Origin of the sequence: Streptomyces sp. NPDC003720 (genome assembly GCF_042875075.1) — a bacterium.
Lineage (GTDB): Bacteria > Actinomycetota > Actinomycetes > Streptomycetales > Streptomycetaceae > Streptomyces.
This window is the reverse complement of record NZ_JBIANZ010000005.1, coordinates 154,212-175,330: the sequence shown is the minus strand read 5'-3', so window position 1 is coordinate 175,330 and position 21,119 is coordinate 154,212. Positions and strand designations below refer to the sequence as shown.

The following is a 21,119-nucleotide window of genomic DNA, read 5'->3' as shown; positions in this document are numbered from 1 at the left end:
GGCGTCCTAGGGCCTGTCTGACATGGGAATGGTCGGACAGGCCCTAGGCGGACGCGCGGCGGATCAGCGTGGTCGGCAGGACCACGCCGGCCGCCGGCGGATCCGCCGGCTCCCCCGCGCCGGCCCGGCCGGCGGGGCCGGCGAGCAGCAGCCGGGCCATCAGCCGGCCCATCTCCTCTATGTCCTGACGGACCGTGGTCAGCGGCGGGTCGCACTCCTCGGCGACGGGCAGCACGTCGTCGAAGCCGATCACGGCCACGTCCTCGGGCACCCGCAGGCCCCGCTCGCGCAGCACGCGCAGCGCGCCGAGCGCGGTGAGGTCGTTGGCCGCGAACACGGCGTCCACGTCCGGGCAGCGGTCGAGCAGTTCCCGCATGGCCTGTTCGCCGCCGCCCGGGGTGAAGTCGCTCTCCACCACGAGCCGGGGGTCGGCGTCGCCCATGACGTCCCGGTAGCCGTCCAGCCGGTCCACCGCCGAGGTCTGGTCCAGCGCGCCGGTGATGTGCGCGATCCGGGTCCGGCCGAGGCCCGCGAGATGGCGCACGGCCGCGCGGGCGCCGCCCCGGTTGTCGCTGTCGACGTACACCGGCCCGGGCGCTCCCTCGCCGTCGCTCCAGTCGGGCCGGCCGCCGAACACGGTGGGCACGCCCGCGTTGCGGATCAGGGCCGGCAGCGGGTCGTCGAGGTGCAGGGAGAAGACGAGCGCGCCGTCGACGTGGCCCCCGGCGAGGTAGCGGGCCACGCGCGCGTGGTCGGCGCGGCCCTCGGTGAGCAGCAGGACGAGCTGGTTGTCGTGGGCCGTCAGTTCCTTGCTGATGCCGCGCAGTTGCAGGGCGAAGAAGGGGTCGGCGAACACCCGGGCCTCGGGCTCGGCGATGACGACGGCGATGGCGTCGTGCCGCTTGGTGACCAGGCTGCGCGCGGCCTGGTTGGGCACGTACCCGAGTTCCTCGACCGCCCGCCGGACCCGCTCGACGAGCGGCTCCCGGACGCCGTCCCCGCCGTTGACCACCCGTGACACGGTGGCCCGGGACACCCCGGCCCGCGCGGCCACGGCCTCCAGCGTGGGACGCGACACTGCCTCGGTCACTTCGGGACTCCTCATCGGCGGCTGACGATCAGGATAGCCGCGCTCCGGCTGGTCGGACGGGCCGGTGCGGGGCCGGGCCGGGACTCGTCCGCGCCCGGCTTCCCGTCCTTCAGGAGGCCTGCTCCCGGCGGGCCCGGCTCGGCTGGACCCGCTTGGGCTCGCCCGGCATCTTCGGGTACTCCGGCGGGTACGGCAGGTCGCCCAGGCCGTGGTCGTGCTCGTCGCGGCGGGCCAGCTCCAGCAGGGCCTCGAGGGAGTAGGCGTGGTCGTCCATCCCGGCGTGCACGTCGCCGAGTTCCGCGAAACGCGCCGGCATGGTGGCGAGGTCGAAGTCGCGGGGCTGGGCCTCGCCGACCTCCTCCCAGCGCAGCGGCGCGGAGACGGGGGCGTGCGGGCGGGGCCGTACGGAGTAGGCGGAGGCGATGGTGCGGTCGCGTGCGGTCTGGTTGTAGTCGATGAAGATGCGCTCGCCGCGCTCCTCCTTCCACCACTTGATGGTCACCCGGTCCGGCATCCGGCGCTCCATCTCCCGGCCCACCGCGATGGCGGCGCGGCGGACCTGGGTGAAGGTCCAGCGCGGTTCGATGGGGACGAAGACGTGCAGGCCGCGGCCGCCGGAGGTCTTGGGCCAGCCGCGCAGGCCGCCGTACTCGTCGAGCAGGGCGCGCAGTTCGTGGGCGGCGCGGACGGCGTCGGCGTAGTCGGTGCCGGGCTGCGGGTCGAGGTCGATGCGCAGCTCGTCGGGGTGGTCGACGTCGCCGCGGCGCACCGGCCAGGGGTGGAAGGTGAGCGTGCCGTACTGGGCGGCCCACACCACGGCGGCCTCCTCGGTGGGGCACATCTCGTCGGCGCTGCGGCCGCTGGGAAAGGTGATGTGGGCGGTCGGGATCCAGTCGGGCATGCCCTTGGGGGCGCGTTTCTGGTAGAACCACTCGCCGCCGACGCCGTCCGGGTAGCGCTCCAGGGTGGTGGGGCGGTCGCGCAGGGCGCGCAGGATGCCGGGGCCGACGGCGGCGTAGTACCGCGCGAGGTCCAGCTTGGTGAAGCCGCGCTCGGGAAAGAACACCTTGTCCGGGCTGGACAGCCGTACGGTCCGGCCGGCCACCTCCAGTTCCACCGCATCACCCATGCGCCCACGGTAGGCGCACCCCGCACAGCGCGCATACCGGGCGGAGCATTGCGTATGCGGGCAGAATCGGACACATGGATCTTCCGGTGATGCCGCCCGTCAAGCCGATGCTCGCCAAGCCGGTGGCGAGGATCCCGCCGGGCATGCACTACGAGGCGAAGTGGGACGGGTTCCGGGCGATCGTGTTCCGCGACGGCGACGAGGTCGAGCTGGGCAGCCGCACCGGCAAGCCGCTGACGCGGTACTTCCCGGAGCTGGTGGCGGCGCTGAAGGAGCGGGTGCCCGGGCGGTGCGTGCTGGACGGGGAGATCGTGATCGCGCGGGAGGGCCGGCTGGACTTCGACGCGCTGACCGAGCGGATCCATCCGGCGGACTCGCGGGTGCGGACGCTGGCGGAGCGGACGCCGGCCTCGTTCGTGGCGTTCGACCTGCTGGCCCTGGACGACCGGTCGCTGCTGGACGTGCCGCTCACCGAGCGACGGGCGCTGCTGGAGGGGGCGCTGGCCGGCGTGGCGGCGCCGGTCCACCTGGCGCCCGCGACGACCGATGCCGAGGTGGCCGGGCGGTGGTTCGAGCAGTACGAGGGCGCCGGCCTCGACGGGATCGTCGCCAAGCCGCTCGGACTGCGCTATCTGCAGGACGAGCGGGCCATGTACAAGATCAAGCACGAACGGACGGCGGACGTGGTGGTGGCCGGCTACCGCTTCCACAAGAGCGGGCCGGTGGTGGGCTCGCTGCTGCTCGGCCTGTACGACGACCGGGGCGCGCTGCAGCACGTGGGCGTGTCCGCCGCCTTCCCCATGAAGCGGCGCGCCGAACTGGTCGAGGAGCTGGAGCCGTTGCGGATGACCGACGTGAGCGGGCATCCGTGGGCGGCCTGGGGGGAGGAGGCGGCGCACGAGACGGCCCGGCTGCCGGGGGCGCCGAGCCGCTGGTCGGGCAAGAAGGACCTGTCCTGGGTGCCGCTGCGGCCGGAGCGGGTCGCCGAGGTGGCCTACGACCACATGGAGAACGGCGCCCGCTTCCGGCACACGGCGCGGTTCCGGCGCTGGCGCCCGGACCGCACCCCGGAGAGCTGCACCTACGCCCAGCTCGAGGAGCCGGTGCGCTACGACCTGGCGGAGATCCTGGGCACCGGGGGCGGCGCCCCCTAGGGCCTGTCTGACCCTACGGCTGCATGAGGATCTTGATGGCGCCGTCCTGCTTGTGCTGGAACATCTCGTAGGCGTGCGGGGCTTCGGACAGCGGCACCCGGTGGGTGGCGAAGTCGTCGACGCCGAGCGGGTCCTCGTCCGTCAGGTAGGGCATGATCTGGTCGCTCCAACGCCGCACGTTGGCCTGGCCCATGCGCATCTGGATCTGCTTGTCGAACATGGTGAGCATCGGCATCGGGTCGGCCATGCCGCCGTACACGCCGCTGAGTGAGATGGTGCCGCCGCGCCGGACCAGTTCGATGGCCATGTACAGGGCGGAGAGCCGGTCGACGCTGAAGCGTTCGGCGATGGGCGCGCTGAGCTTGCGCGGCATCACGGCGGCGGCCGTCTGGACGAGCTTCGCGGCCGCGCCGCCGTGGGCCTCGGTGCCGACGGCGTCGATCACGGCGTCCGGGCCCCGGCCGCCGGTCTCGTCGCGGATCGCCTCGATGAGTTCCTTCTCGTGGTCGAAGGCCCTGAGGTCGTACGTCCGGGTGCCGCGCCGCTTGGCCCGGGCCAGCCGCTCCGGCACCAGGTCGATGCCGAAGACCTGCTCGGCGCCCCGGGCCATCGCGATGCGGCAGGCCATGTCGCCGATGGGACCGAGCCCGAGCACGGCGACGGAGCCGCCCGGCGGGACGGAGGCGTACTCGACCGCCTGCCAGGCGGTGGGCAGCACGTCGGAGAGGTACACGAACCGGTCGTCCGGCGGGCCCTCGGGCACCTTCATCGGCCCGAACTGGGCCTGCGGGACGCGCAGGTACTCGGCCTGCGCGCCGGGCACCGCGCCGTACAGCCGGGTGTAGCCGAACAGGGGGGCGCCCATGTGCTCGCCGGTGACCTGGGTGGTCTCGCACTGGGTCGGCAGCCCGGTGAGACACATCCAGCAGTTGCCGCAGGCGATCTGGAAGGGCACCACGACCCGGTCGCCCACCGAGAGGTCGGGCACGGCCGCCCCCACCTCCTCGACGATGCCCATCGGTTCGTGTCCGAGGATGTCACCCGGCGTCATGAACGGGGTGAGCACCTCGTACAGATGCAGGTCCGAACCGCACAGACCACTGGACGTGATGCGGATGATCGCGTCGGTGGGCTCCTCGATCCGCGGGTCGGGCACGTCCTCCACCCGCACGTCCCGCCTGCCCTGCCAGGTGACTGCCTTCATGGGGTAGCGCTCCCTTGCTCGCGTGCGCGCCGGTTCGCCCCGGCGCGTCCGGTTTGGGGTGGACGCCGGGTACCCGCGCGGGACCGTGTGAATCACCCGCTCCGCTTCTCCCGCCGCCCGCCGGGGTTGCGCCAGGGGCCCGTTCGGCCCAGCGCACGCGCGCGGAACCGGCCGACCGGGTATGGCCCGAACTGTGCCCGCGGGCACACAATCGAGCCATACGAACGGGGAGACGACGGTGGGAATGCGACAGGGGGCGCGCACGCGCCGTGCCCCGCTGACGGCGGCACTGATCGCCGTCACGGCGGCGGCATCGCTCACGGCGGGCTGCACCCGGCACCAGCCGGCCGACGACGCCCGCGCCCCGGCGCGGACCCCTACGCCGAGCGCCTCCCCCACGCCCGCCCGCACACCCGCGCCGGTCGCCGGATCACCGCTCACCGTGAAGATCGACAACGTGTCCGCCGCGCGCCCGCAGACCGGGCTCGGCGCGGCCGACGTGGTGTACGCGGAGCAGGTCGAGGGCGGTCTGAGCCGGCTGATGGCGGTGTACGCCACCCGGCTGCCCAAGTCGGTCGGGCCGGTGCGCAGCGCCCGCGAGTCCGACCTGGAACTGCTGCGCCAGTTCCACGAGCCGACGCTGGCCTACTCGGGCGCCCAGCGCAAACTGCTGCCGCTGATCGGTCGGGCGCCGCTGCGCGCCGAGTCGCCGGACGACGCGGCCGGCGCGTACTACCGGGGCGCCGGCCGGGCCGCGCCGCACAACCTCTATCTGCGCCCCGCCCGGCTGCTGTCCTCCGCGCCGGGCCGCGCCGCCCTGACCACGGGGTTCCGGTACGGTCCCGCGCCCTCCGGCGGCTCGCCCACCACCACGCATACCGTGCGCTACCCGGCGGCCCGCTTCACCTTCACCTGGTCCGAGGGCCGGGGCGGCTGGCTGGTCGCGATGGACGGCGCGCCCGCGACGACGACGGACGGCGGCCGCCCGGCGCCGCCGACCGTGGTCGTCCAGTACGTGCGGATCCGCTCCTCGAAGTACCACGACGTGCTCGGCAACCACACGCCGTACACCGAGACGGTCGGCTCGGGCAGAGCCGAGGTGCTGCGGGACGGGCGGTCCTTCGAGGCGCGGTGGTCCCGGCGGGCCGCGGCGGACGGCACGCGGTTCACGACGGCGGACGGCGGCCGGATGAACTTCGCCGCCGGGCAGGTGTGGGTGGTGTTCGCCGCCGCCTCCGGCTGACCGGTGGCGTCAGCCCTGCTGGAGGGCCGGCGGCTCCGCCGGGTTGCGCAGCTCCTCGGTGGCGTCCGCGACCCGGCGGATCAGGTCGAAGAACACGGTCCGCTCCTCGGCGGTCAGCGGGGCGAGGAAGACCTGGTTCATCCGGGCGGTGCGCACGGTCAGCCTGCGGTGGGTGCGCAGTCCGTCGTCGGTGAGGCGGAGCAGGAAGCGGCGGCCGTCCTGCGGGTCGCGCACCTTGTCCAGCAGCCCGCGGCGGCCGAGCCGGCTGATGACCTCGGCGATGGTCGACCGGTCCAGGCCCACCCGCTCCCCCACCGTCCGCTGGTCGAGACCCGGCTCGGCGACGAGCGCGTTCAGGACCGCGAACTGGGGCGAGGTGATCTCCTCCGAGACCATCGTGTTCCACAGCAGGTAGTGCGCCTGCTGGAGCCGCCGGGCCAGGTGTCCGGGATGGGTGGTGAGGTCCACCGCGGCCATGTGCGCTCCCTGATCAAGAATCGTAGGTGCACTGAACAATACCCTTGGATGTCCCCGCTGTCTGCGGGTGAGCCGTGCGGTTCTGCCAGCTCTTGACGGTTCACGCGACCGGTGGCAGCGTGAGCGGCATCTCGTCGAAATACTCAGTGCGCTGACTAATTGCGCGGAGATGGGGCTTCACGGATGGACAAGGTGGTCGCCACGGCCGCCGAGGCGGTGGCCGACGTGCCGGACGGCGCGTCCCTCGCGGTCGGCGGCTTCGGGCTGAGCGGTGTGCCGAACGTACTGATCCAGGCGCTGTACGAGCGCGGCACGACCGGCCTGGGCGTCGTGTCGAACAACTGCGGGGCGATGGACTCCGGCCTCGCGGTGCTGCTGGCGGCCGGCCGGATCGCCCGGGTGACCGGCTCCTACATCGGCGCCAACAAGGAGTTCGCCCGCCAGTACCTGGCCGGTGAGCTGGAGGTCGAACTGATCCCGCAGGGCACCCTCGCCGAGCGGCTGCGCGCGGGCGGCGTCGGCATCCCCGCGTTCTACACCCCGGCGGGCGTGGGCACCCAGGTCGCCGACGGCGGGCTGCCCTGGCGGTACGACGGCTCGGGCGGGGTCGCGCTCGCCTCGCCGCCGAAGGAGGTGCGGGAGTTCGACGGCGTGGAGTACGTGCTGGAGCGCGGCATCCGCACCGACTTCGCGCTGGTGCGCGCCGCGCGGGGCGACCGGCACGGCAACCTCGTCTTCAACAGGTCCGCCCGGAACTTCAACCCCCTGGCCGCGATGGCCGGGCGGGTGACCGTCGCCGAGGTGGAGGAACTGGTGGAGCCCGGGGAGATCGACCCGGACGCGGTGCACGTGCCCGGCGTCTTCGTGCGGCGCGTGCTGCCGCTGACCCCCGAGCAGGCGGCGGACAAGATGATCGAGCGGCGGACGGTGAGCTCCTGATGGCCTGGACACGCGAGGAGATGGCCGCCCGCGCGGCCCGCGAACTCAGGGACGGCCAGTACGTCAACCTCGGCATCGGCCTGCCGACGCTGATCCCCAACCATCTGCCGCCCGGCGTCGAGGTGGTGCTGGAGTCGGAGAACGGCATCCTCGGCACGGGACCGTACCCGGCCGACGACGAGGTCGACCCGGACCTGATCAACGCGGGCAAGGAGACCGTGACGGTGCTGCCGGGCGCCTCCTTCTTCGACTCGGCGCTGTCGTTCGCGATGATCCGCGGCGGTCACATCGACGTGGCCGTGCTCGGCGCGATGCAGGTGTCCGCGGGTGGCGACCTCGCCAACTGGGCGGTCCCGGGCAAGCTGGTCACCGGCATCGGCGGCGCCATGGACCTGGTGCACGGCGCCCGGACGGTCGTCGTCGTCATGACGCACACCGCCAAAGACGGGTCCCCGAAGATCCTCAAGCAGTGCACGCTGCCGCTCACGGGCAAGGCCTGTGTGAACCGGATCATCACCGACCTGGGTGTCCTGGACGTCACCGAGGAGGGGCTGACCCTCGTGGAGACCGCGCCCGGCGTGAGCGTCGACGATGTGGCCGCCCGCACCGACGCCGAGCTGACCGTCGCGCAGAGCCTGCTGTGAAGGCCGTCGACACCACTTCCGTCCTCGATCGCCAAGAAAACGCCAGGAATCACGATGACTCTCACCCAGCAGGACATCGACCAGGAGATCGCGGCCGAGCACGCCGCGTACGAGAAGCGGGTCGCCGACGGCGCCCCCGTCGAGCACCATCCGCGCCGGGACTACGCGCCCTACCGCTCGTCGGTGCTCCGCCACCCCGCACAGCCGCTGGTCGCCATCGACACGGCGCAGGACCCCGAGCTGGTGGAACTGCGCTCCCCCGCCTTCGGGGAGCGCGACATCACCGCGGTCGACAACGACCTCACCCGGCATCACCGGGGCGAGCCGGTCGGCGAGCGCATCACCGTCTCCGGCCGGCTGCTGGACCGTCACGGGCGGCCGGTGCGCGGCCAGCTCGTGGAGATCTGGCAGGCCAACTCGGCCGGACGGTACGCCCATCAGCGTGAGCAGCACGACGCCCCGCTCGACCCCAACTTCACGGGCTTCGGCCGCACCCTCACCGACGCCGAGGGCCGGTACCACTTCACCACCGTCCAGCCCGGCCCGTACCCGTGGCGCAACCACCTCAACGCCTGGCGTCCGGCGCACATCCACTTCTCGGTGTTCGGCGCGGCGTTCACGCAGCGACTGGTGACGCAGATGTACTTCCCGAACGACCCGCTCTTCCCGTACGACCCGATCCTGCAGTCCGTGACGGACGACGCGGCGCGGCAGCGGCTGATCGCCACCTACGACCACGGCCTGTCGGTGCCCGAGTTCTCCCTCGGCTACCACTGGGACATCGTGCTGGACGGCCCCGCCGCCACCTGGATCGAGGAAGGACGCTGACCGCAGCGATGACGCAGACCGACACCGGCAGCCCGGAGAACGTGCTGCCCACCCCGTCCCACACGGTCGGCCCGTTCTACGGGTACGCGCTGCCCTTCCGCGGCGGCGAGGACATCGCCCCGCTCGGGCACCCCGACACCGTCACCGTGCACGGCCACGTCCTCGACGGCGAGGGGAAGCCGGTGCCCGACGCGCTGGTCGAGCTGTGGGGGCCGCGCCCCGACGGCACCGTCCCGCGGGTGGACGGCTCCATGCGGCGGGACCCGGCGACCGGCGGCCACCTGGGGCGCAACGGCGTGGAGTTCACCGGCTGGGGGCGCATCCAGACCGACGCGGACGGCCACTGGTACGCGCGGACGCTGCGGCCGGGCGCGCGCGGGGGCAGTGCCCCGTACCTGAGCGTGTGCGTGTTCGCGCGCGGCCTGCTCGTCCACCTGTTCACCCGGATCTACCTGCCGGGCGACGAGGCGGCGCTGGCCGCCGATCCGCTGCTCGCCCGGGTGGGCGACCGGCGCGGCACGCTGATCGCCGGGGACGAGGGCGCCGGGACCTACCGCTTCGACATCCGCCTCCAGGGCGAGGGCGAGACGGTCTTCCTGGAGTTCCGGTGACTTCCCCGGCCGCCGGACGCCCGGCGCCGCCGCAGGACGGTGACACCGGTCTGCTCGCACCCGGGTGGGCCGGCACGGCGGCCGCCGCCGCGACCGGCGACACCGCCTATCTGCGCGCCCTGCTCGACGCCGAGGCGGCCCTCACCCGCGCCCTGGCCGCGCTCGGTCTCGCCCCGGCGGCGGCCGCCGCCGCGGTGACGCAGGCGGCCGGCTCCGGCCGCTTCGACGTCCGCTCGCTCGCCGAACGGGCCCGCGGCGGGGGCAACCCGGTCATCCCGCTGGTCGCCGACCTGACGAAGGCGGCGGGCGAGGAGCACGGCCCGTACGTGCACCGGGGCGCCACCAGCCAGGACATCATGGACACGGCGACGATGCTGGTCGCCGCGCGCACCCTGGACCCGGTCCTCGACGACCTCGGCCGGACCGAGCGTGCGCTGGCCCGCCTCGCCGCGGACCACCGGGACACGCCGATGCCCGGACGGACCCTCACCCAGCACGCGGTGCCCACCACGTTCGGGCTGAAGGCGGCCGGCTGGCGCTCGCTGGTGCTGGACGCCCGCGACCGCGTGCGCCGGGTACGGGACGCGCTCCCCGTCCAGCTCGGGGGCGCCGCCGGAACCCTGGCGGCGTTCCGCGCCTACGGCGCCGGCGACCCGCACCAGCTCATCCGAGCCTACGCCCGCGAACTCGGCCTGGCCGCGCCGCCGTTGCCCTGGCACACGCTGCGCACGCCGGTCGCCGACCTGGCCGGCTGCCTGGCCTTCACGGCGGGGGCGCTGGGCAAACTCGCCGTGGACGTGCTGACGTCGTCGCGCACGGAGACCGGCGAGGTGAGCGAGGGCAGCGGGGGCGGCTCGTCGGCCATGCCGCACAAGGCGAACCCGGTGCGCTCGACGCTCGTCGCGGCCGCCGCCCGGCGCGCCCCGCAGCTCGCGGCCACCCTGTACGGCTCGCTCGCCGCCGAGGACGAACGGCCGGCCGGCGCCTGGCACGCCGAGTGGGAGCCGCTGCGCGACCTGCTCCGGCTGGTGGGCGGCGCCGCCGCGGACGCGGCGGGGCTGGCCGAGGAGCTGCGGGTGCACCCCGCGGCGATGCGCCGGAACCTCCACATCACCCGGGGGCTGATCGTCTCCGAACGGCTCTCCGCCGCGCTGGCGCCCGTGCTCGGCCGGGCCCCGGCCAAGGAGCTGCTCACCGAACTGGCCCGCCGCGCCCACGACGAGGACCGCCCGCTTCGTGAACTACTCGCCGAAGTACCCGAGTTGAAGGAGGTCGACCTGGACGACCTCACCGACCCCGCCCGCTACACCGGCTTCGCCGGTGCCCTCACCGACCAGGCCCTGGAGCGTCGTTGACCCTGCACCTCCTCAACCACCTCGACGAAGGACCCGCGTCCGCTCCCCCGCTGCTGCTCGGGCCGTCGCTCGGCACCTCGTACGCGCTGTGGGACGCGGTCGCGCCCGAGTTGTCCACCGGCCACCGGGTGGTCCGCTGGGACCTGCCCGGCCACGGCGGTTCGGCGGCGGACCTGATCGGGCCGGGCGCCACCGTCGGCGACCTCGCCGCCCTCGTGCTGTCGCTCGCCGACGCGCTCGGCATCGAACGGTTCGCCTACGCGGGAGTGTCGATCGGCGGGGCGGTCGGCCTGCAGTTGGCCGCGCACCATCCGGAACGGCTCACCTCGCTCGCGGTCGTCTGCTCCTCCGCGCACTTCGGCGGCGCCGCCCCCTGGCGGGAGCGGGCCGAACGGGTGCGCCGGGAAGGCCTCGAGTGGCTGGTGGAGAGCGCCGACGCGCGCTGGTTCACGCCCGGCTTCACCGTGCCCCGGCTGGTGCGGGACCACCGGGAGGCCGACCCCGGGGGCTACGCGGCCTGCTGCGACGCGCTGGCCGCCTTCGACCTGCGCGACCGGCTCGCCGGGATCACCGTGCCGACGCTGCTCGTCGCGGGCCGGGAGGACCCCGCGACGCCTCCGGCGCATCTGCGGGAGATCGCGGACGCGGTGCCCGGCGCCACGCTCCTCGAACTGCCCGGCGCCTCGCACCTGGCGCCCGCGCAGGTCCCGCGGGCCGTCGTCGCCGCCCTGCGCACCCAGCTCGACGGGACTCCGGCGAGCGGGATGGCGGTGCGCCGCGAGGTGCTGGGCGATGCGCACGTGGACCGGGCGCAGGCCCGGCAGACCCCGTTCACCGCGCGGTTCCAGGACTTCATCTCCCGCTACGCCTGGGGCGAGATCTGGACCGATCCGACGCTGTCCCGGCGCGAGCGCAGCATGATCACGCTGACCGCGCTGGTCGCCCACGGCCACTACGACGAGCTGGCCATGCACGTCCGGGCGGCCCGGCGCAACGGGCTGACACCGGACGAGATCGGCGCGGTACTGCTGCAGACCGCCGTGTACTGCGGGGTCCCGGCGGCCAACTCGGCCTTCGCCACGGCCCAGCGAGTGCTGTCCGAGGAGGAGACGCCCTGACGGCCCCGGGCCGGTGCGGGTGTTACGGGTACAGGTACAGGGAGGCAACGCCCTGCCGCTCCCGCGCCGGCGCCGGCCGGCAAACCCCTGACGCACCGCGTCTCAGCGCAGCCCGCGCGCCGTCTCCAGCATCTCCCGGGCCTGTGCCGCCAGGCCGTCCGCTCCGCAGGAACGGGCCAGGGTGAGGCCGCGTTCGAGTTCCGCGACCGAACGGGTCGCGATGCCGTACTCGACCCGGGCCGCCGCGTGCTCGTACTGGCAGGGCGAGGCCTCCAGGTAGGCGACGGCCCGGGCGGCGAGGCGCACCGCGCGCTGGCCGGTCTCCAGGGCGGCCGACAACCGCAGGGCCTCGCCGATGGCGGTGTCGGTGCCGAACCGCTCGGCCTGCCGGCGGGCGTCCGCGGCGAGCCGGGCGGCGCGCGCCGGGTCCTGCACGGCCAGGGCCCTGGCGAGGTCGAGGGACCAGGGGGCGAGGACCGGGTTGTGGCCGCCGCGGGAGGCGGCGGTCTTCTCCGCGGCCTCCAGTTCGTTGACGCCGTCCTCGGTGCGGCCGACGGCGAGCAGCAGCCGGCCGCGCACGGAGCGGATGTCGGGCAGCACGATGGTGGACGGATAGGGCGGGGCGAAGCCGTACCGCCCGGCGATCGACCAGGCCTCCTCGACGTCGCCCCGGGCCAGCAGGGTGTCGACCAGCCCGCAGGTCGCGGACCAGTACAGCGGCAGGCCGCGGCCGACGCGCTCGGCGAGCACCAGCGCCTCGCGCAGCGCGGTCTCGGCGTCGCGCAGCCGGCCCTGCCTGCGGTAGGCGAGCCCCAGGAACGCGTTGGCCAAGGAGAGGTGGCCGCCACGCCAGCCGGCGCCGGTGTAGGCGCGCAGGGCCTCGGCGAAGAGGCTCTCGGCGCGGTCGAGCCGGTCGGCGTAGGCGTACGCGCTGCCGAGCATCATCAGCAGCTCGATGCCCCACTCGCCGTCGGTCCAGCCGAGCCCGGGCGCCAGGCGGCCGTTGACCAGGGCACGGTCGCAGGACTGGACGACCTCCTCGGCGCTCTCGCCGTGGGTCATGGCGTCGAAGCCGCGCAGGATCAGCAGGGCGCGTTCTGAGTTGTCGCGGCCGGTGCAGGTGGCGGCCAGTTCGGCCAGGCGCCGGGACCGTTCCTGGGAGACGGTCTCGCCGTGGATGCCCTCCCACATGAACTGCACGGCCTGCAGCCGCATCCGCACCGGGGACGCCGGGTGCCGGGCGGCCTCGGCCTCCACGGTGCGGACGGCGTCCTCCAGCTCGTCGTTGTGCAGCAGCGCCTGGGAGAGCCGGACGACGGCGTCGACCCGCTGCCCTTCGTCCAGACCGGGCATGGCGAGGGCGCTGCGCAGGTGCTCGACGGTGACGGCGGGCGCGGTCAGCAGGGTGGCCCGGCCCAGTTCGTAGAGCACGTGGGCGTGGGCCTCGGGGCGCGGCGGCTCGCGCAGGGCGCGTTCGAGACAGCGACGGGCCGCGTCCGGCGCGCCGACGGCCAGGTGCTCGCGGGCCGCCTCGCGGAGCTGTTCGACGAGTTCCTCGTCGTCGTCCGGGTGCACCTTCAGCAGGTGCCGGGAGGCCTCGGCCGCGCCGTGTCCGGTCTCGGTGAGGATCTGCGCGGCGACCCCGTGCATCGCGGTGCACACGCCGGCCGGGATGGAGTCGTACACGGCGGAGGCGATCAGCGGGTGGACGAACTCCAGCTCGCCGTCGCCGGAGTCGGCGCCGGCCACGAGGTCGGGCGCAGTGAGGATACGGGCGTTGCCCAGCAGTTCGGCGCAGCCGTGGGCGACTTCGGGGCTCATGCCGGCGAGCCGGGCGACGAGGTCGACGGAGATGCCGGTGCCGAGGATGGCGGCCGCCCAGGCGAACCGGGTGGCCTCGATGCCGAGCCCCTTGAGCCGGTCGACGAGGCCGCCGCCGCGGGCCGAGCGGTTCAGGGCGCGCAGTTCGCCGGCCCGGCCCTCGACCGGCTGGACCTCGCTGTCCCGCACCTTGGCCAGGAGTTCGACGGTGTCGTAGGGGTTGCCGCCGGTGACGGCCCAGACCTCGCGGCAGAACGGGTCGTCGGCGTGCCGCCCGACGGTGGCGCGGGTGATGCCGGCGGTGGCGTCCGGGGTGAGGGCGCTGAGGTTGACGGGGCGGGCCGCGGCGGCGACCGCGTCGAGGTGCCGGGCGCCCTCGCCGGTCACCCCGCCGGGGCGGCGGGCGACCACGACCAGCACGGACAGGTCGTCGAGGCGTTCGGCGAAGCCGGAGAGCCAGCGCAGGGTCTCCTGGTCGGCCCAGTGCGCGTCGTCGACGAGCAGGACCAGCGGCCACTCGCGGCGGGCGAGCCGGCGTACGGCCGCGACGAGTCCGTCGCACACGTACTGCGGGTCGGCGGTGCCCTCGTGGGGATCCACTATGCCGAGGGCGGGGCCGGCTATGTCGTACCAGTCGCCCAGGTAGTCCCGGGCCTCTCCGGGCAGCAGGGAGACCAGCGCGGGCTGCAGCAACTGCCGTACCACGTTGAACGGGACCGACCTGAGCGTCTCGCCGCCCCGGGCGGACCACACGGTGCAGCCGCGGCGTTCGGCCATCCGGCGGGTCTCGTTCAGCAGCGCGGTCTTGCCGAGGCCGGCCTCGCCCCGGAGGACGAGCAGGCTGCCCGCGGACGACCGGTCGGCGCACAGGGCGTCGAGCGCCTGTGTGACCGTGGCGATCTCCGTGTCCCGCTCCCACAGGGGAGCCGAGCCGGTCGCCGGCGGCCGTCCCTCCGTCATCCCGTTACCTCCCCGGGTCGCCCGAATGACGTACAGACCCCGAGCGTAGCCGTCCGGTGGGATGTGTGGTGACCGGTCGGCGCACGTGTTGCCCCGCCGGGTGAGGAAAGTCGCGGCCGGGCGACGCGCACCCGGCCCGACCAGCCGGTGTTCAGCGGACGGACCGTCAACAGGACTGTGCATGAAGCAGCTTTCCGAAGTACCCGGTGATCACGGGGCGCCGGGGACGCCCGACCCCGCGGCGCCCCGGAGGCGGGTGGTGCGGGCGGTGGCGGCGGGATCGGTGGGCAACCTCGTGGAGTGGTACGAGTTCGGTGTCTACGGCGCCCTCGCCACGGTGCTCGCCGAGCGGTTCTTCACCCCGGCAGGCGGGAGCGCGGCCGAGGGGCTGGTGCGGACGTACGCCTCCTTCGCGCTGGCGTTCTTCTTCCGCCCGCTCGGCGCCGCGCTGTTCGGCCGGCTGGGCGACCGGCTGGGGCGGCGGCCGGTGCTGATCGCGGTGATCACGCTGATGACGGCCGCCACGACGCTGATCGGCGTGCTGCCCACGTACGCCACGGCGGGCGCCCTGGCGCCCTGGCTGCTGACCTTCCTGAGGGCCGTTCAGGGCCTGTCGGCGGGCGGCGAGTTCGGCGGGGCCGTGGCCGTGCTGACGGAGCACGCCCCGCCGGGCCGGCGTGGCCTGTACGGCGCGTGGCAGTCGTTCACCGTGGCGCTGGGCCTGCTGGCCGGGACGTCGGTCGCGGCGGCCACGGCCTCGGTGCTCACCGGGGCCCAGCTCGCCGACTGGGGCTGGCGGTTGCCGTTCCTGCTGTCACTGCCGCTGGGACTGCTCGCGCTGTGGCTGCGGACCGGCCTCGAGGAGACGCCGGAGTTCCGGGCGCGGGGCCGCGCGCCGGCCGTGGCGGACGGCGGCCGGGCGGTGGCGGGGACGGTGCTGCTGGGCGCCGGCCGGATCATGGGCTGGGCGGCGGCCGGATACACGTTCCTCGTCGTCCTGCCCTCGTACCTCCAGTCCGCGCTGCACACGGACGTCCGGCAGGCGCTGGTGGCCACCGTGCCGGCGGTCGCCGGGTTCGCCGCCGCGATCCTCCCGGCGGGCCTGCTGAGCGACCGGATCGGGCGGCGGCCGGTGATGCTGACCGGGGCGGTGCTGGTCGTCGTCATCGCGGTGCCCCTGTTCGACCTGCTGCAGGACCCCGGCGCCGCCGGCCCGGTGCGAGGCGCCGCCGTGGCGGCCGCCGGCGCGGTGGTGGGCCTGATGGCCGGGCCGGGACCCGCCCTGCTGGCCGAGCAGTTCCCGGCCCGGGTGCGCTGGACCGGTCTGGGGCTCGCCCACTCCCTGTCCAACGCGGTGTTCTCCGGCTGCGCGGGGCTGATCATCACGGAGGCGGTGCGGCGCACCGGGAATCCGGACGTGCCCGCCTACTACGCGGCGGCGGCCTGCGCGCTCAGCGTGCCGGCGCTGCTGTGGCGGCCCTCGGGAAAGGCGGGTTGAGCGGTGCGGGTGATCGGGCTGATGTCGGGGACGTCGTACGACGCCGTGGACGCGGCGGCGGCGGATCTGCGCCTGGACGGCGACACGCTGGTGCTGGAGCCGCTGGGCATGGTGAGCACGCCGTACGAGGGTGATCTGCGCGCCGCGCTCGCGGCGGCGCTGCCGCCGGCCGCCGTCCCGCTCGCCGAGGTGTGCCGGCTGGACACCCGGATCGGGCAGGCGTTCGCCGCGGCGGCCGTCCGTGCCGACCGTGAACTGTGCGGCGGCCGCGGCGAGCTGGTGGCCTCGCACGGGCAGACCGTCCACCACTGGGTGGAGGAGGGCCGCGTGCACGGCACGCTCCAGCTCGGGCAGCCCGCGTGGATCGCCGAGGCGACCGGGCTGCCCGTCGCCGCCGACTTCCGCGCCCGGGACGTGGCGGCGGGCGGCCAGGGCGCGCCCCTGGTGAGCCTGGTCGATGTGTTGTGGCTGCGGGGCAGGCCGGGCAGACCGGTGGCGCTGAACATCGGCGGTATCGCCAACCTGACCGCGCCCGACGGCACGGCGTTCGACACCGGGCCGGGCTGCGCGCTGCTGGACGCGGCGGCCCGGCACTTCAGCGGCGGGCGGCTGGCCTGCGACACCGACGGCGCGCTGGCCGCGCGGGGGCGGCCGGACGGGGCGCTGCTGAACCGGCTGCTGGCGGAGCCGTACTACGCGCTCGAACCGCCCAAGACGACCGGCAAGGAGCTGTTCCACGCCGGGTACCTCCGGGCGGCCGGGGTGCACGCGCTGGCCGCCGAGGACGCGCTGGCCACGCTCACGTGGCTGACGGCGCGGACGGTCGCGGACGCGGTGCGCCGCGTCGGGGCGGGCGAGGTGGTGGCCTCGGGCGGGGGCACCCGCAACCCGGTGCTCATGTCGGCGTTGCGGGACCGGCTCCCCGGCGTGGCGGTGCGTGGCTCCGACGAGCTGGGCCTGCCCGCGCCGGCGAAGGAGGCGTACGCCTTCGCCGTGCTCGGTTTCCTCACCGCGCACGGCCTGGCCGGCACCGATCCGCGCAGCACCGGCGCCCGTCACCCGAGCGTGCTCGGCTCGCTGACACCAGGACGGGACGGCCTGCGGCTGCCGCCGCCGGCGGGACGCGGACCGGTGCGTCTGGTGGTGGCCGGGTGACGGCGGCCGGGCCGCCGCCGGGCACGGCCGAGGAAATCTCCGGAGAAATGTCCCGGTGCGCGAAGTTGGCGGCGGATGCTCTCATCCCGCTTTCACCGACGCCTCATACGGTGGGGGCATGACGCAGGTGACTCCTCCCGGGTGGTACCCCGACCCCGGGCAGACGAATGACGGTCCGCCCACCGAGCGCTGGTGGGACGGCAAGGCCTGGACGGACCAGACCCGCCCCGCCGGTACGGCCGCCGTGTGGGGTCCCCCGGCGCAGCAGCCGGCCGGCGGCGCGCAGCCGGTTTCCCCGGCGTACCAGCCGTACGGGGCGCAGCCGGGGTATCCGGCGTACTCGGCGTATCCGGCCCAGCCCCCGGCCGCGCCCCGGCGCGGGCTGCGCACGGGCATAGCCGTGGGGGCCGCGGCAGCGGTCCTGGTGTGCATCGGGGTCGGGGTGAACGCCCTCGCCAAGGGCGACGGCGGCGGTGGCTCCGAGCGCGCGGGCTCGCAACAGGGGCAGGAGGGACGGGGCGGCGGCCCCGGCGGTTTCGGCGGCGACGGCGGGCAGGGCGGCCCGGGCGGTGACGGCGGGCCGGGCGAGTCGCCCGCGCCCCGGGGTTCCGGGGCGCCGAAGGTCCAGGGCGGCGGCACGGTGCCGGATCCGGCGAACGGCATCAGCCTGCCGGTGCCGAAGGGCTGGACCGGGGAGTCGATCGGGGTCGGCGCCCAGGTGACCTCCGGCGACTCCTACAAGTGCCCCGGCAACAGCGCCCAGACCTGCACCGCGGGCGGCGCCTACACCGCTCCCGCGCTCGCCCTGAAGACGAAGGGCGACACCGCCGAGGAGGTCGCCAAGGCGGACATCGCGGCCAACGCCAAGCAGTCCTACGGCGGCACCACCTACGGCAGCATCACCTCGCACGAGGTGCTGTCGGCCAAGGCGGTGACGGTGGCCGGGCAGAAGGGCTACGCGGTGCGCTGGAAGGCGGTCACCAGCAAGGGCGCCGACGGCTACGTCGAGTCCGTGGCCTTCCCCTCGCCCAACGACGCCAAGCGGATGGTCGTGGTGCGCTTCGGCGTGGACGTCGGCCAGGACGTGTCGGTCATCGACGAGATCCTCAAGGGCATCGAGGTCTCGTCGGGCGGCGGGAGCGGCCAGGACGTCTGAGGACGTCCTCGTCAAGCAGTCGGCCGGGTGGAGCGCCCCTCCGCTCAAGGGGAACCCCACCCGGCCGGGGGGTGTGCGCCGCCCCCGTCCCCACGGTGCGGCGCCGGCAGGTCACCGTTCAGTCATCCCGTGAACGGCGGCCTGGGTCTGGTGTCAGTCCGAGCGCGGGCAGCACGGTGGCCTCCACGAAGCGGACGAGGTAGTCGGCGTCGGCGTACTGGCCGCTGAGCACCGGCCGGACGCGCATGACGCCGAACATCATGGCCGGGACGTACTCCAGCGCGGGCTGGTCCGCGGGCACCTCGCCGCGCTCCACGCCCCGCGCCAGCATCTCCCGCAGCTCGGCGATCTCGGGCAGGACCAGGGCCTCGCGCAGCGCCTGCGCCAGCTCGTGGTCGCCGGTGACCGCGTGGCCGAGCGCCTGCATCAGCCGGGTGTCCTTGTTGGACCAGTCGCCCGCGGCCCGCGCGGCCAGGCGCAGGTCCTCGGCGAGCGAACCGGTGTCGATGCCGGCGAAGCGCACCTTGCGGTTGGCCCGCAGCGCGGCCGCGACGAACTGGGGCTTGGTCTTCCACTGCCGGTAGAGCGTGGACTTGCTGCACCGGGTGCTGTGGGCCACACCCTCCATGGTCACGGAGTCGTAGCCGCACTCGCGGATCTGCTCCAGCACGGCGTCGAAGAACTCCCGCTCACGCTCGGGCGTGATCTTGGAGCGGCGCGAGGCGGCGACCGTGTCCGGTCCGTCTTCGGCCTGCGACGTCATGCGTGCCTCTCCTCACTCTGTTCCGGGACGTGCCCGGGGATTCCAGTGTGTCGCACCTCAATCGATACGCCAGTGTACCGGTACTCCAGCGTATCGGTACACTGGCGTATCGGTACGGAGACGTATCGATGAGTTCCGGGCCCGGAAACGCGGTCCGGCCCGCACCACCACCCGCACGAACGCCAGGGAAGGGGCCGGGGGATGAATGCCCGAACCGAGCCTGCCGCGGCGGAGCCGGACGCGACAGCGACCGCGCGCCCGCCGCTCCCGCGCGAGCTCCTGCTCGTCGCGGGACTCTTCCTCGTCTACAAGCTCGGACGGCGGCTGGCCGTCGGCCACACCGCGGACGCCTTCCACAACGCCCATCGCGTCTGGGGCCTCGAACGGTCGCTGAACCTGCCCGACGAGACCTCCGTGCAGTCCGCGCTGCTGCACGGCGACCTCCTCGTCCGCCTGGCGAACACCTACTACGCGACCGTCCACTTCCCGGCCACCCTGGCCTTCCTGGTCTGGCTGTACGTCAGGCGGCCCGCCCACTACGTCTGGGCGCGGCGGGTGCTGGCGGCGGTGACCGCGGCCGCCCTGGTGCTGCCGTTCACCTTCCCGCTGGCCCCGCCGCGGATGCTGGCCGGCACCGGCCTGCTGGACACCGCCCGCGTCTACGGGCCCTCGGTGTACGGACCGCCCGCCGGCGACCACCTGTCGAACCAGTTCGCCGCGATGCCCTCGCTGCACTTCGGCTGGGCGCTGATGGTGGCGGTGGGCCTGATAGCGGCCACCCGCTCGCGCCTGCGCTGGCTGTGGCTGCTGCATCCGCTGGTCACCCTGCTGGTGATCGTGGGCACGGCCAACCACTACTGGGTCGACGCGCTGGCGGCGGCCGCCATGCTCGGCGCCGCGCTCGCGCTCGTGCGCGCGCCGCGGCACACGTCCGGTGCCGCCGGCGGCGCCCCGAAGCTGCCCGCCCAGCGGGGGCCGGTCCTGGCGGGAGCCGCCCGATGAGCGCCGCCACCCTCCTCGCCCTCGCCCTGTCCCTGGTCTCCGCCGTCGCCTACGCGGCGGCCGCCGTGGCCCAGGAACGCCTCGCCTCGCGCAGCCTCGGCACCGGGCTGGTGCGGCTGCTCGGCGCCGGCGCGTGGTGGTCGGCGGTCGGCCTGAACGCCGGCGCCGCGCTGCTGCACGTGGTCGCCCTCAAGTACGGGCCGCTGACGGTCGTCCAGCCGCTCGGGGCGCTCACCCTGGTCGCGGCCGTGCCGCTCGGGGCGCGGGCCGCCGGGCGGCGGGTGAGCGCGGTGGAGTGGCGCGGTACGGCACTCACGCTGCTGGGGCTCGCGGCGGTGCTGGTCACGGCCTCCGGACCGGCGCCCGCACGGATACTGAGCCTGCCCGAGGCGCTGGTGGTCGCCGGCGCCTCGGCAGCGCTGATCGGCCTGCTGTCCCGGCCCGGCGCCCGGCCGGGCCTGCGGCACGCCACCGCCTCGGGCTTCGCCTCGGGCGTCGCCTCGGCCCTCACCCAGACGGTGACGGTGGCGGCCACGGACCACTCGGGTTCCGGCCCGGGCGCCGAGGTGATCGTGGTCGCCGTCCTCGTCGCCGCGTTCTCCACCGGCGGGCTGCTGCTGTCCCAGACGGCCTACCGCGGCGGCCTCGGCGGGCCGCTGGCCATGGTCACCCTCTCCAACCCGCTGGCCGCCGCGGTCATCGGGCTGACCCTGCTCGGCCAGGGGCTGCGCGGAGGGGCCGGCGGGGTGCTGCTGGCGCTGGCCGGGGCCGGCCTCGCCGTGCGGGGCGTGCTCCTGCTGACCCGGGCGGCGCCCGCGCCCGGCGGACCCGGCGGGCACGACGAGGAGCACCCGGTCGCGGCGGTCCTGGCCCTCGAGCCGGGCACGGCTGCGGCGGAACCGGCGCTGGTGCCCCGCCAGCCGGAGCAGCCCGGGCATCTCACCGCGCACTGAACGACGTACGGCCGCGGCC

At 74.8% G+C, this 21,119-nt stretch carries 19 protein-coding genes; 13 read left to right on the top strand and 6 right to left on the bottom strand.

All coding sequences use genetic code 11. The features are described from left to right. Window positions 1-43 precede the first annotated feature (43 nt). Both ACFYU0_RS15345 and ligD read right to left on the bottom strand, forming a co-directional pair. Entirely contained in the window at window positions 44-1,090 is a 1,047-nt protein-coding gene (locus ACFYU0_RS15345; protein WP_351668210.1) for a LacI family DNA-binding transcriptional regulator, read from the bottom strand. 109 nt (window positions 1,091-1,199) lie between these two features. Further along, on the bottom strand, window positions 1,200-2,219 hold the full coding sequence (gene ligD, locus ACFYU0_RS15340) for a non-homologous end-joining DNA ligase (protein ID WP_351668208.1): 1,020 nt from the start codon (window positions 2,217-2,219) through the stop codon (window positions 1,200-1,202). 74 nt (window positions 2,220-2,293) lie between these two features. Here ligD and ACFYU0_RS15335 point away from each other — a divergent pair, with 74 nt between their 5' ends. Then, on the top strand, window positions 2,294-3,373 hold the full coding sequence (locus ACFYU0_RS15335; RefSeq protein WP_389301181.1) for an ATP-dependent DNA ligase: 1,080 nt from the start codon (window positions 2,294-2,296) through the stop codon (window positions 3,371-3,373). Window positions 3,374-3,386: 13 nt separating this feature from the next. Here the strand turns inward: ACFYU0_RS15335 and ACFYU0_RS15330 are convergent, their stop codons facing one another. Further along, window positions 3,387-4,577 carry a zinc-dependent alcohol dehydrogenase gene (locus ACFYU0_RS15330; RefSeq protein ID WP_351668204.1) on the bottom strand — a complete coding sequence of 397 codons (1,191 nt, stop codon included), beginning with the start codon at window positions 4,575-4,577 and terminating at the stop codon, window positions 3,387-3,389. Window positions 4,578-4,821: 244 nt separating this feature from the next. Here ACFYU0_RS15330 and ACFYU0_RS15325 point away from each other — a divergent pair, with 244 nt between their 5' ends. Then, window positions 4,822-5,820: a DUF3048 domain-containing protein gene (locus ACFYU0_RS15325; RefSeq protein ID WP_389301909.1), complete on the top strand. Its 999-nt coding sequence runs from the start codon at window positions 4,822-4,824 to the stop codon at window positions 5,818-5,820. Window positions 5,821-5,829: 9 nt separating this feature from the next. On the opposite strand, the gene ACFYU0_RS15320 is transcribed toward ACFYU0_RS15325, so the two are convergent. Beyond that, window positions 5,830-6,297: a MarR family transcriptional regulator gene (locus ACFYU0_RS15320; RefSeq protein ID WP_351668202.1), complete on the bottom strand. Its 468-nt coding sequence runs from the start codon at window positions 6,295-6,297 to the stop codon at window positions 5,830-5,832. A gap of 183 nt (window positions 6,298-6,480) precedes the next feature. Here ACFYU0_RS15320 and ACFYU0_RS15315 point away from each other — a divergent pair, with 183 nt between their 5' ends. The 6 genes from ACFYU0_RS15315 to pcaD are packed head-to-tail and all read left to right on the top strand — an operon-like array spanning window position 6,481 to window position 11,792. Beyond that, window positions 6,481-7,236, top strand: a complete 756-nt coding sequence (locus ACFYU0_RS15315) for a CoA transferase subunit A (protein ID WP_389301176.1) — start codon at window positions 6,481-6,483, stop codon at window positions 7,234-7,236. Continuing rightward, entirely contained in the window at window positions 7,236-7,880 is a 645-nt protein-coding gene (locus tag ACFYU0_RS15310; RefSeq protein ID WP_351668198.1) for a CoA transferase subunit B, read from the top strand. Before ACFYU0_RS15315 ends, ACFYU0_RS15310 begins: the two co-directional genes overlap by 1 nt. A gap of 54 nt (window positions 7,881-7,934) precedes the next feature. Continuing rightward, the gene (gene pcaH / locus ACFYU0_RS15305; RefSeq protein WP_351668196.1) at window positions 7,935-8,708 is read left to right on the top strand and encodes a protocatechuate 3,4-dioxygenase subunit beta; all 774 of its coding nucleotides are present in this window, start codon (window positions 7,935-7,937) and stop codon (window positions 8,706-8,708) included. Between the two features lie 8 nt (window positions 8,709-8,716). After that, entirely contained in the window at window positions 8,717-9,319 is a 603-nt protein-coding gene (gene pcaG / locus ACFYU0_RS15300) for a protocatechuate 3,4-dioxygenase subunit alpha (RefSeq protein ID WP_389301171.1), read from the top strand. After that, entirely contained in the window at window positions 9,316-10,674 is a 1,359-nt protein-coding gene (pcaB, locus tag ACFYU0_RS15295) for a 3-carboxy-cis,cis-muconate cycloisomerase (RefSeq protein WP_389301168.1), read from the top strand. Before pcaG ends, pcaB begins: the two co-directional genes overlap by 4 nt. Then, window positions 10,671-11,792 (top strand): 3-oxoadipate enol-lactonase, encoded by a 1,122-nt coding sequence (gene pcaD / locus ACFYU0_RS15290; RefSeq protein WP_389301166.1) that lies wholly within the window; start codon window positions 10,671-10,673, stop codon window positions 11,790-11,792. The genes pcaB and pcaD overlap by 4 nt, the downstream gene beginning before the upstream one ends. 102 nt (window positions 11,793-11,894) lie before the next feature. Here the strand turns inward: pcaD and ACFYU0_RS15285 are convergent, their stop codons facing one another. Next, a complete protein-coding gene (locus ACFYU0_RS15285; RefSeq protein WP_389301165.1) occupies window positions 11,895-14,573 on the bottom strand; it encodes an ATP-binding protein in 2,679 nt (892 codons plus the stop codon). 181 nt (window positions 14,574-14,754) lie between these two features. Here ACFYU0_RS15285 and ACFYU0_RS15280 point away from each other — a divergent pair, with 181 nt between their 5' ends. From ACFYU0_RS15280 to ACFYU0_RS15270, 3 genes are all read left to right on the top strand, one after another. After that, the gene (locus ACFYU0_RS15280) at window positions 14,755-16,071 is read left to right on the top strand and encodes an MFS transporter (protein WP_389301162.1); all 1,317 of its coding nucleotides are present in this window, start codon (window positions 14,755-14,757) and stop codon (window positions 16,069-16,071) included. Window positions 16,072-16,074: 3 nt separating this feature from the next. Beyond that, window positions 16,075-17,226 (top strand): anhydro-N-acetylmuramic acid kinase, encoded by a 1,152-nt coding sequence (locus ACFYU0_RS15275; RefSeq protein ID WP_389301159.1) that lies wholly within the window; start codon window positions 16,075-16,077, stop codon window positions 17,224-17,226. 118 nt (window positions 17,227-17,344) lie between these two features. Beyond that, window positions 17,345-18,382 (top strand): DUF2510 domain-containing protein, encoded by a 1,038-nt coding sequence (locus ACFYU0_RS15270; RefSeq protein ID WP_389301158.1) that lies wholly within the window; start codon window positions 17,345-17,347, stop codon window positions 18,380-18,382. Between the two features lie 118 nt (window positions 18,383-18,500). On the opposite strand, the gene ACFYU0_RS15265 is transcribed toward ACFYU0_RS15270, so the two are convergent. Then, a complete protein-coding gene (locus tag ACFYU0_RS15265; RefSeq protein WP_351668180.1) occupies window positions 18,501-19,145 on the bottom strand; it encodes a TetR/AcrR family transcriptional regulator C-terminal ligand-binding domain-containing protein in 645 nt (214 codons plus the stop codon). Between the two features lie 201 nt (window positions 19,146-19,346). Between ACFYU0_RS15265 and ACFYU0_RS15260 the strand changes: the two genes are divergently transcribed. Continuing rightward, window positions 19,347-20,147 carry a phosphatase PAP2 family protein gene (locus ACFYU0_RS15260; RefSeq protein ID WP_351668178.1) on the top strand — a complete coding sequence of 267 codons (801 nt, stop codon included), beginning with the start codon at window positions 19,347-19,349 and terminating at the stop codon, window positions 20,145-20,147. Then, entirely contained in the window at window positions 20,144-21,100 is a 957-nt protein-coding gene (locus ACFYU0_RS15255; protein WP_389301154.1) for a hypothetical protein, read from the top strand. The genes ACFYU0_RS15260 and ACFYU0_RS15255 overlap by 4 nt, the downstream gene beginning before the upstream one ends. The last annotated feature ends 19 nt before the right edge of the window (window positions 21,101-21,119 follow it).

What these genes read in the sequence shown, in the direction of transcription:
- ACFYU0_RS15255 (WP_389301154.1), top strand. Translation starts at nt 20,144, where the DNA reads ATGAGCGCCGCCACCCTCCTCGCCCTCGCCCTGTCCCTGGTCTCCGCC.
- pcaH (WP_351668196.1), top strand. Translation starts at nt 7,935, where the DNA reads ATGACTCTCACCCAGCAGGACATCGACCAGGAGATCGCGGCCGAGCAC.
- ACFYU0_RS15320 (WP_351668202.1), bottom strand. Translation starts at nt 6,297, where the DNA reads ATGGCCGCGGTGGACCTCACCACCCATCCCGGACACCTGGCCCGGCGG.
- ACFYU0_RS15330 (WP_351668204.1), bottom strand. Translation starts at nt 4,577, where the DNA reads ATGAAGGCAGTCACCTGGCAGGGCAGGCGGGACGTGCGGGTGGAGGAC.
- pcaG (WP_389301171.1), top strand. Translation starts at nt 8,717, where the DNA reads ATGACGCAGACCGACACCGGCAGCCCGGAGAACGTGCTGCCCACCCCG.
- ACFYU0_RS15310 (WP_351668198.1), top strand. Translation starts at nt 7,236, where the DNA reads ATGGCCTGGACACGCGAGGAGATGGCCGCCCGCGCGGCCCGCGAACTC.
- ligD (WP_351668208.1), bottom strand. Translation starts at nt 2,219, where the DNA reads ATGGGTGATGCGGTGGAACTGGAGGTGGCCGGCCGGACCGTACGGCTG.
- ACFYU0_RS15280 (WP_389301162.1), top strand. Translation starts at nt 14,755, where the DNA reads ATGAAGCAGCTTTCCGAAGTACCCGGTGATCACGGGGCGCCGGGGACG.
- ACFYU0_RS15260 (WP_351668178.1), top strand. Translation starts at nt 19,347, where the DNA reads ATGAATGCCCGAACCGAGCCTGCCGCGGCGGAGCCGGACGCGACAGCG.
- ACFYU0_RS15315 (WP_389301176.1), top strand. Translation starts at nt 6,481, where the DNA reads ATGGACAAGGTGGTCGCCACGGCCGCCGAGGCGGTGGCCGACGTGCCG.
- ACFYU0_RS15265 (WP_351668180.1), bottom strand. Translation starts at nt 19,145, where the DNA reads ATGACGTCGCAGGCCGAAGACGGACCGGACACGGTCGCCGCCTCGCGC.
- ACFYU0_RS15285 (WP_389301165.1), bottom strand. Translation starts at nt 14,573, where the DNA reads ATGACGGAGGGACGGCCGCCGGCGACCGGCTCGGCTCCCCTGTGGGAG.
- ACFYU0_RS15270 (WP_389301158.1), top strand. Translation starts at nt 17,345, where the DNA reads ATGACGCAGGTGACTCCTCCCGGGTGGTACCCCGACCCCGGGCAGACG.
- ACFYU0_RS15325 (WP_389301909.1), top strand. Translation starts at nt 4,822, where the DNA reads ATGCGACAGGGGGCGCGCACGCGCCGTGCCCCGCTGACGGCGGCACTG.
- ACFYU0_RS15335 (WP_389301181.1), top strand. Translation starts at nt 2,294, where the DNA reads ATGGATCTTCCGGTGATGCCGCCCGTCAAGCCGATGCTCGCCAAGCCG.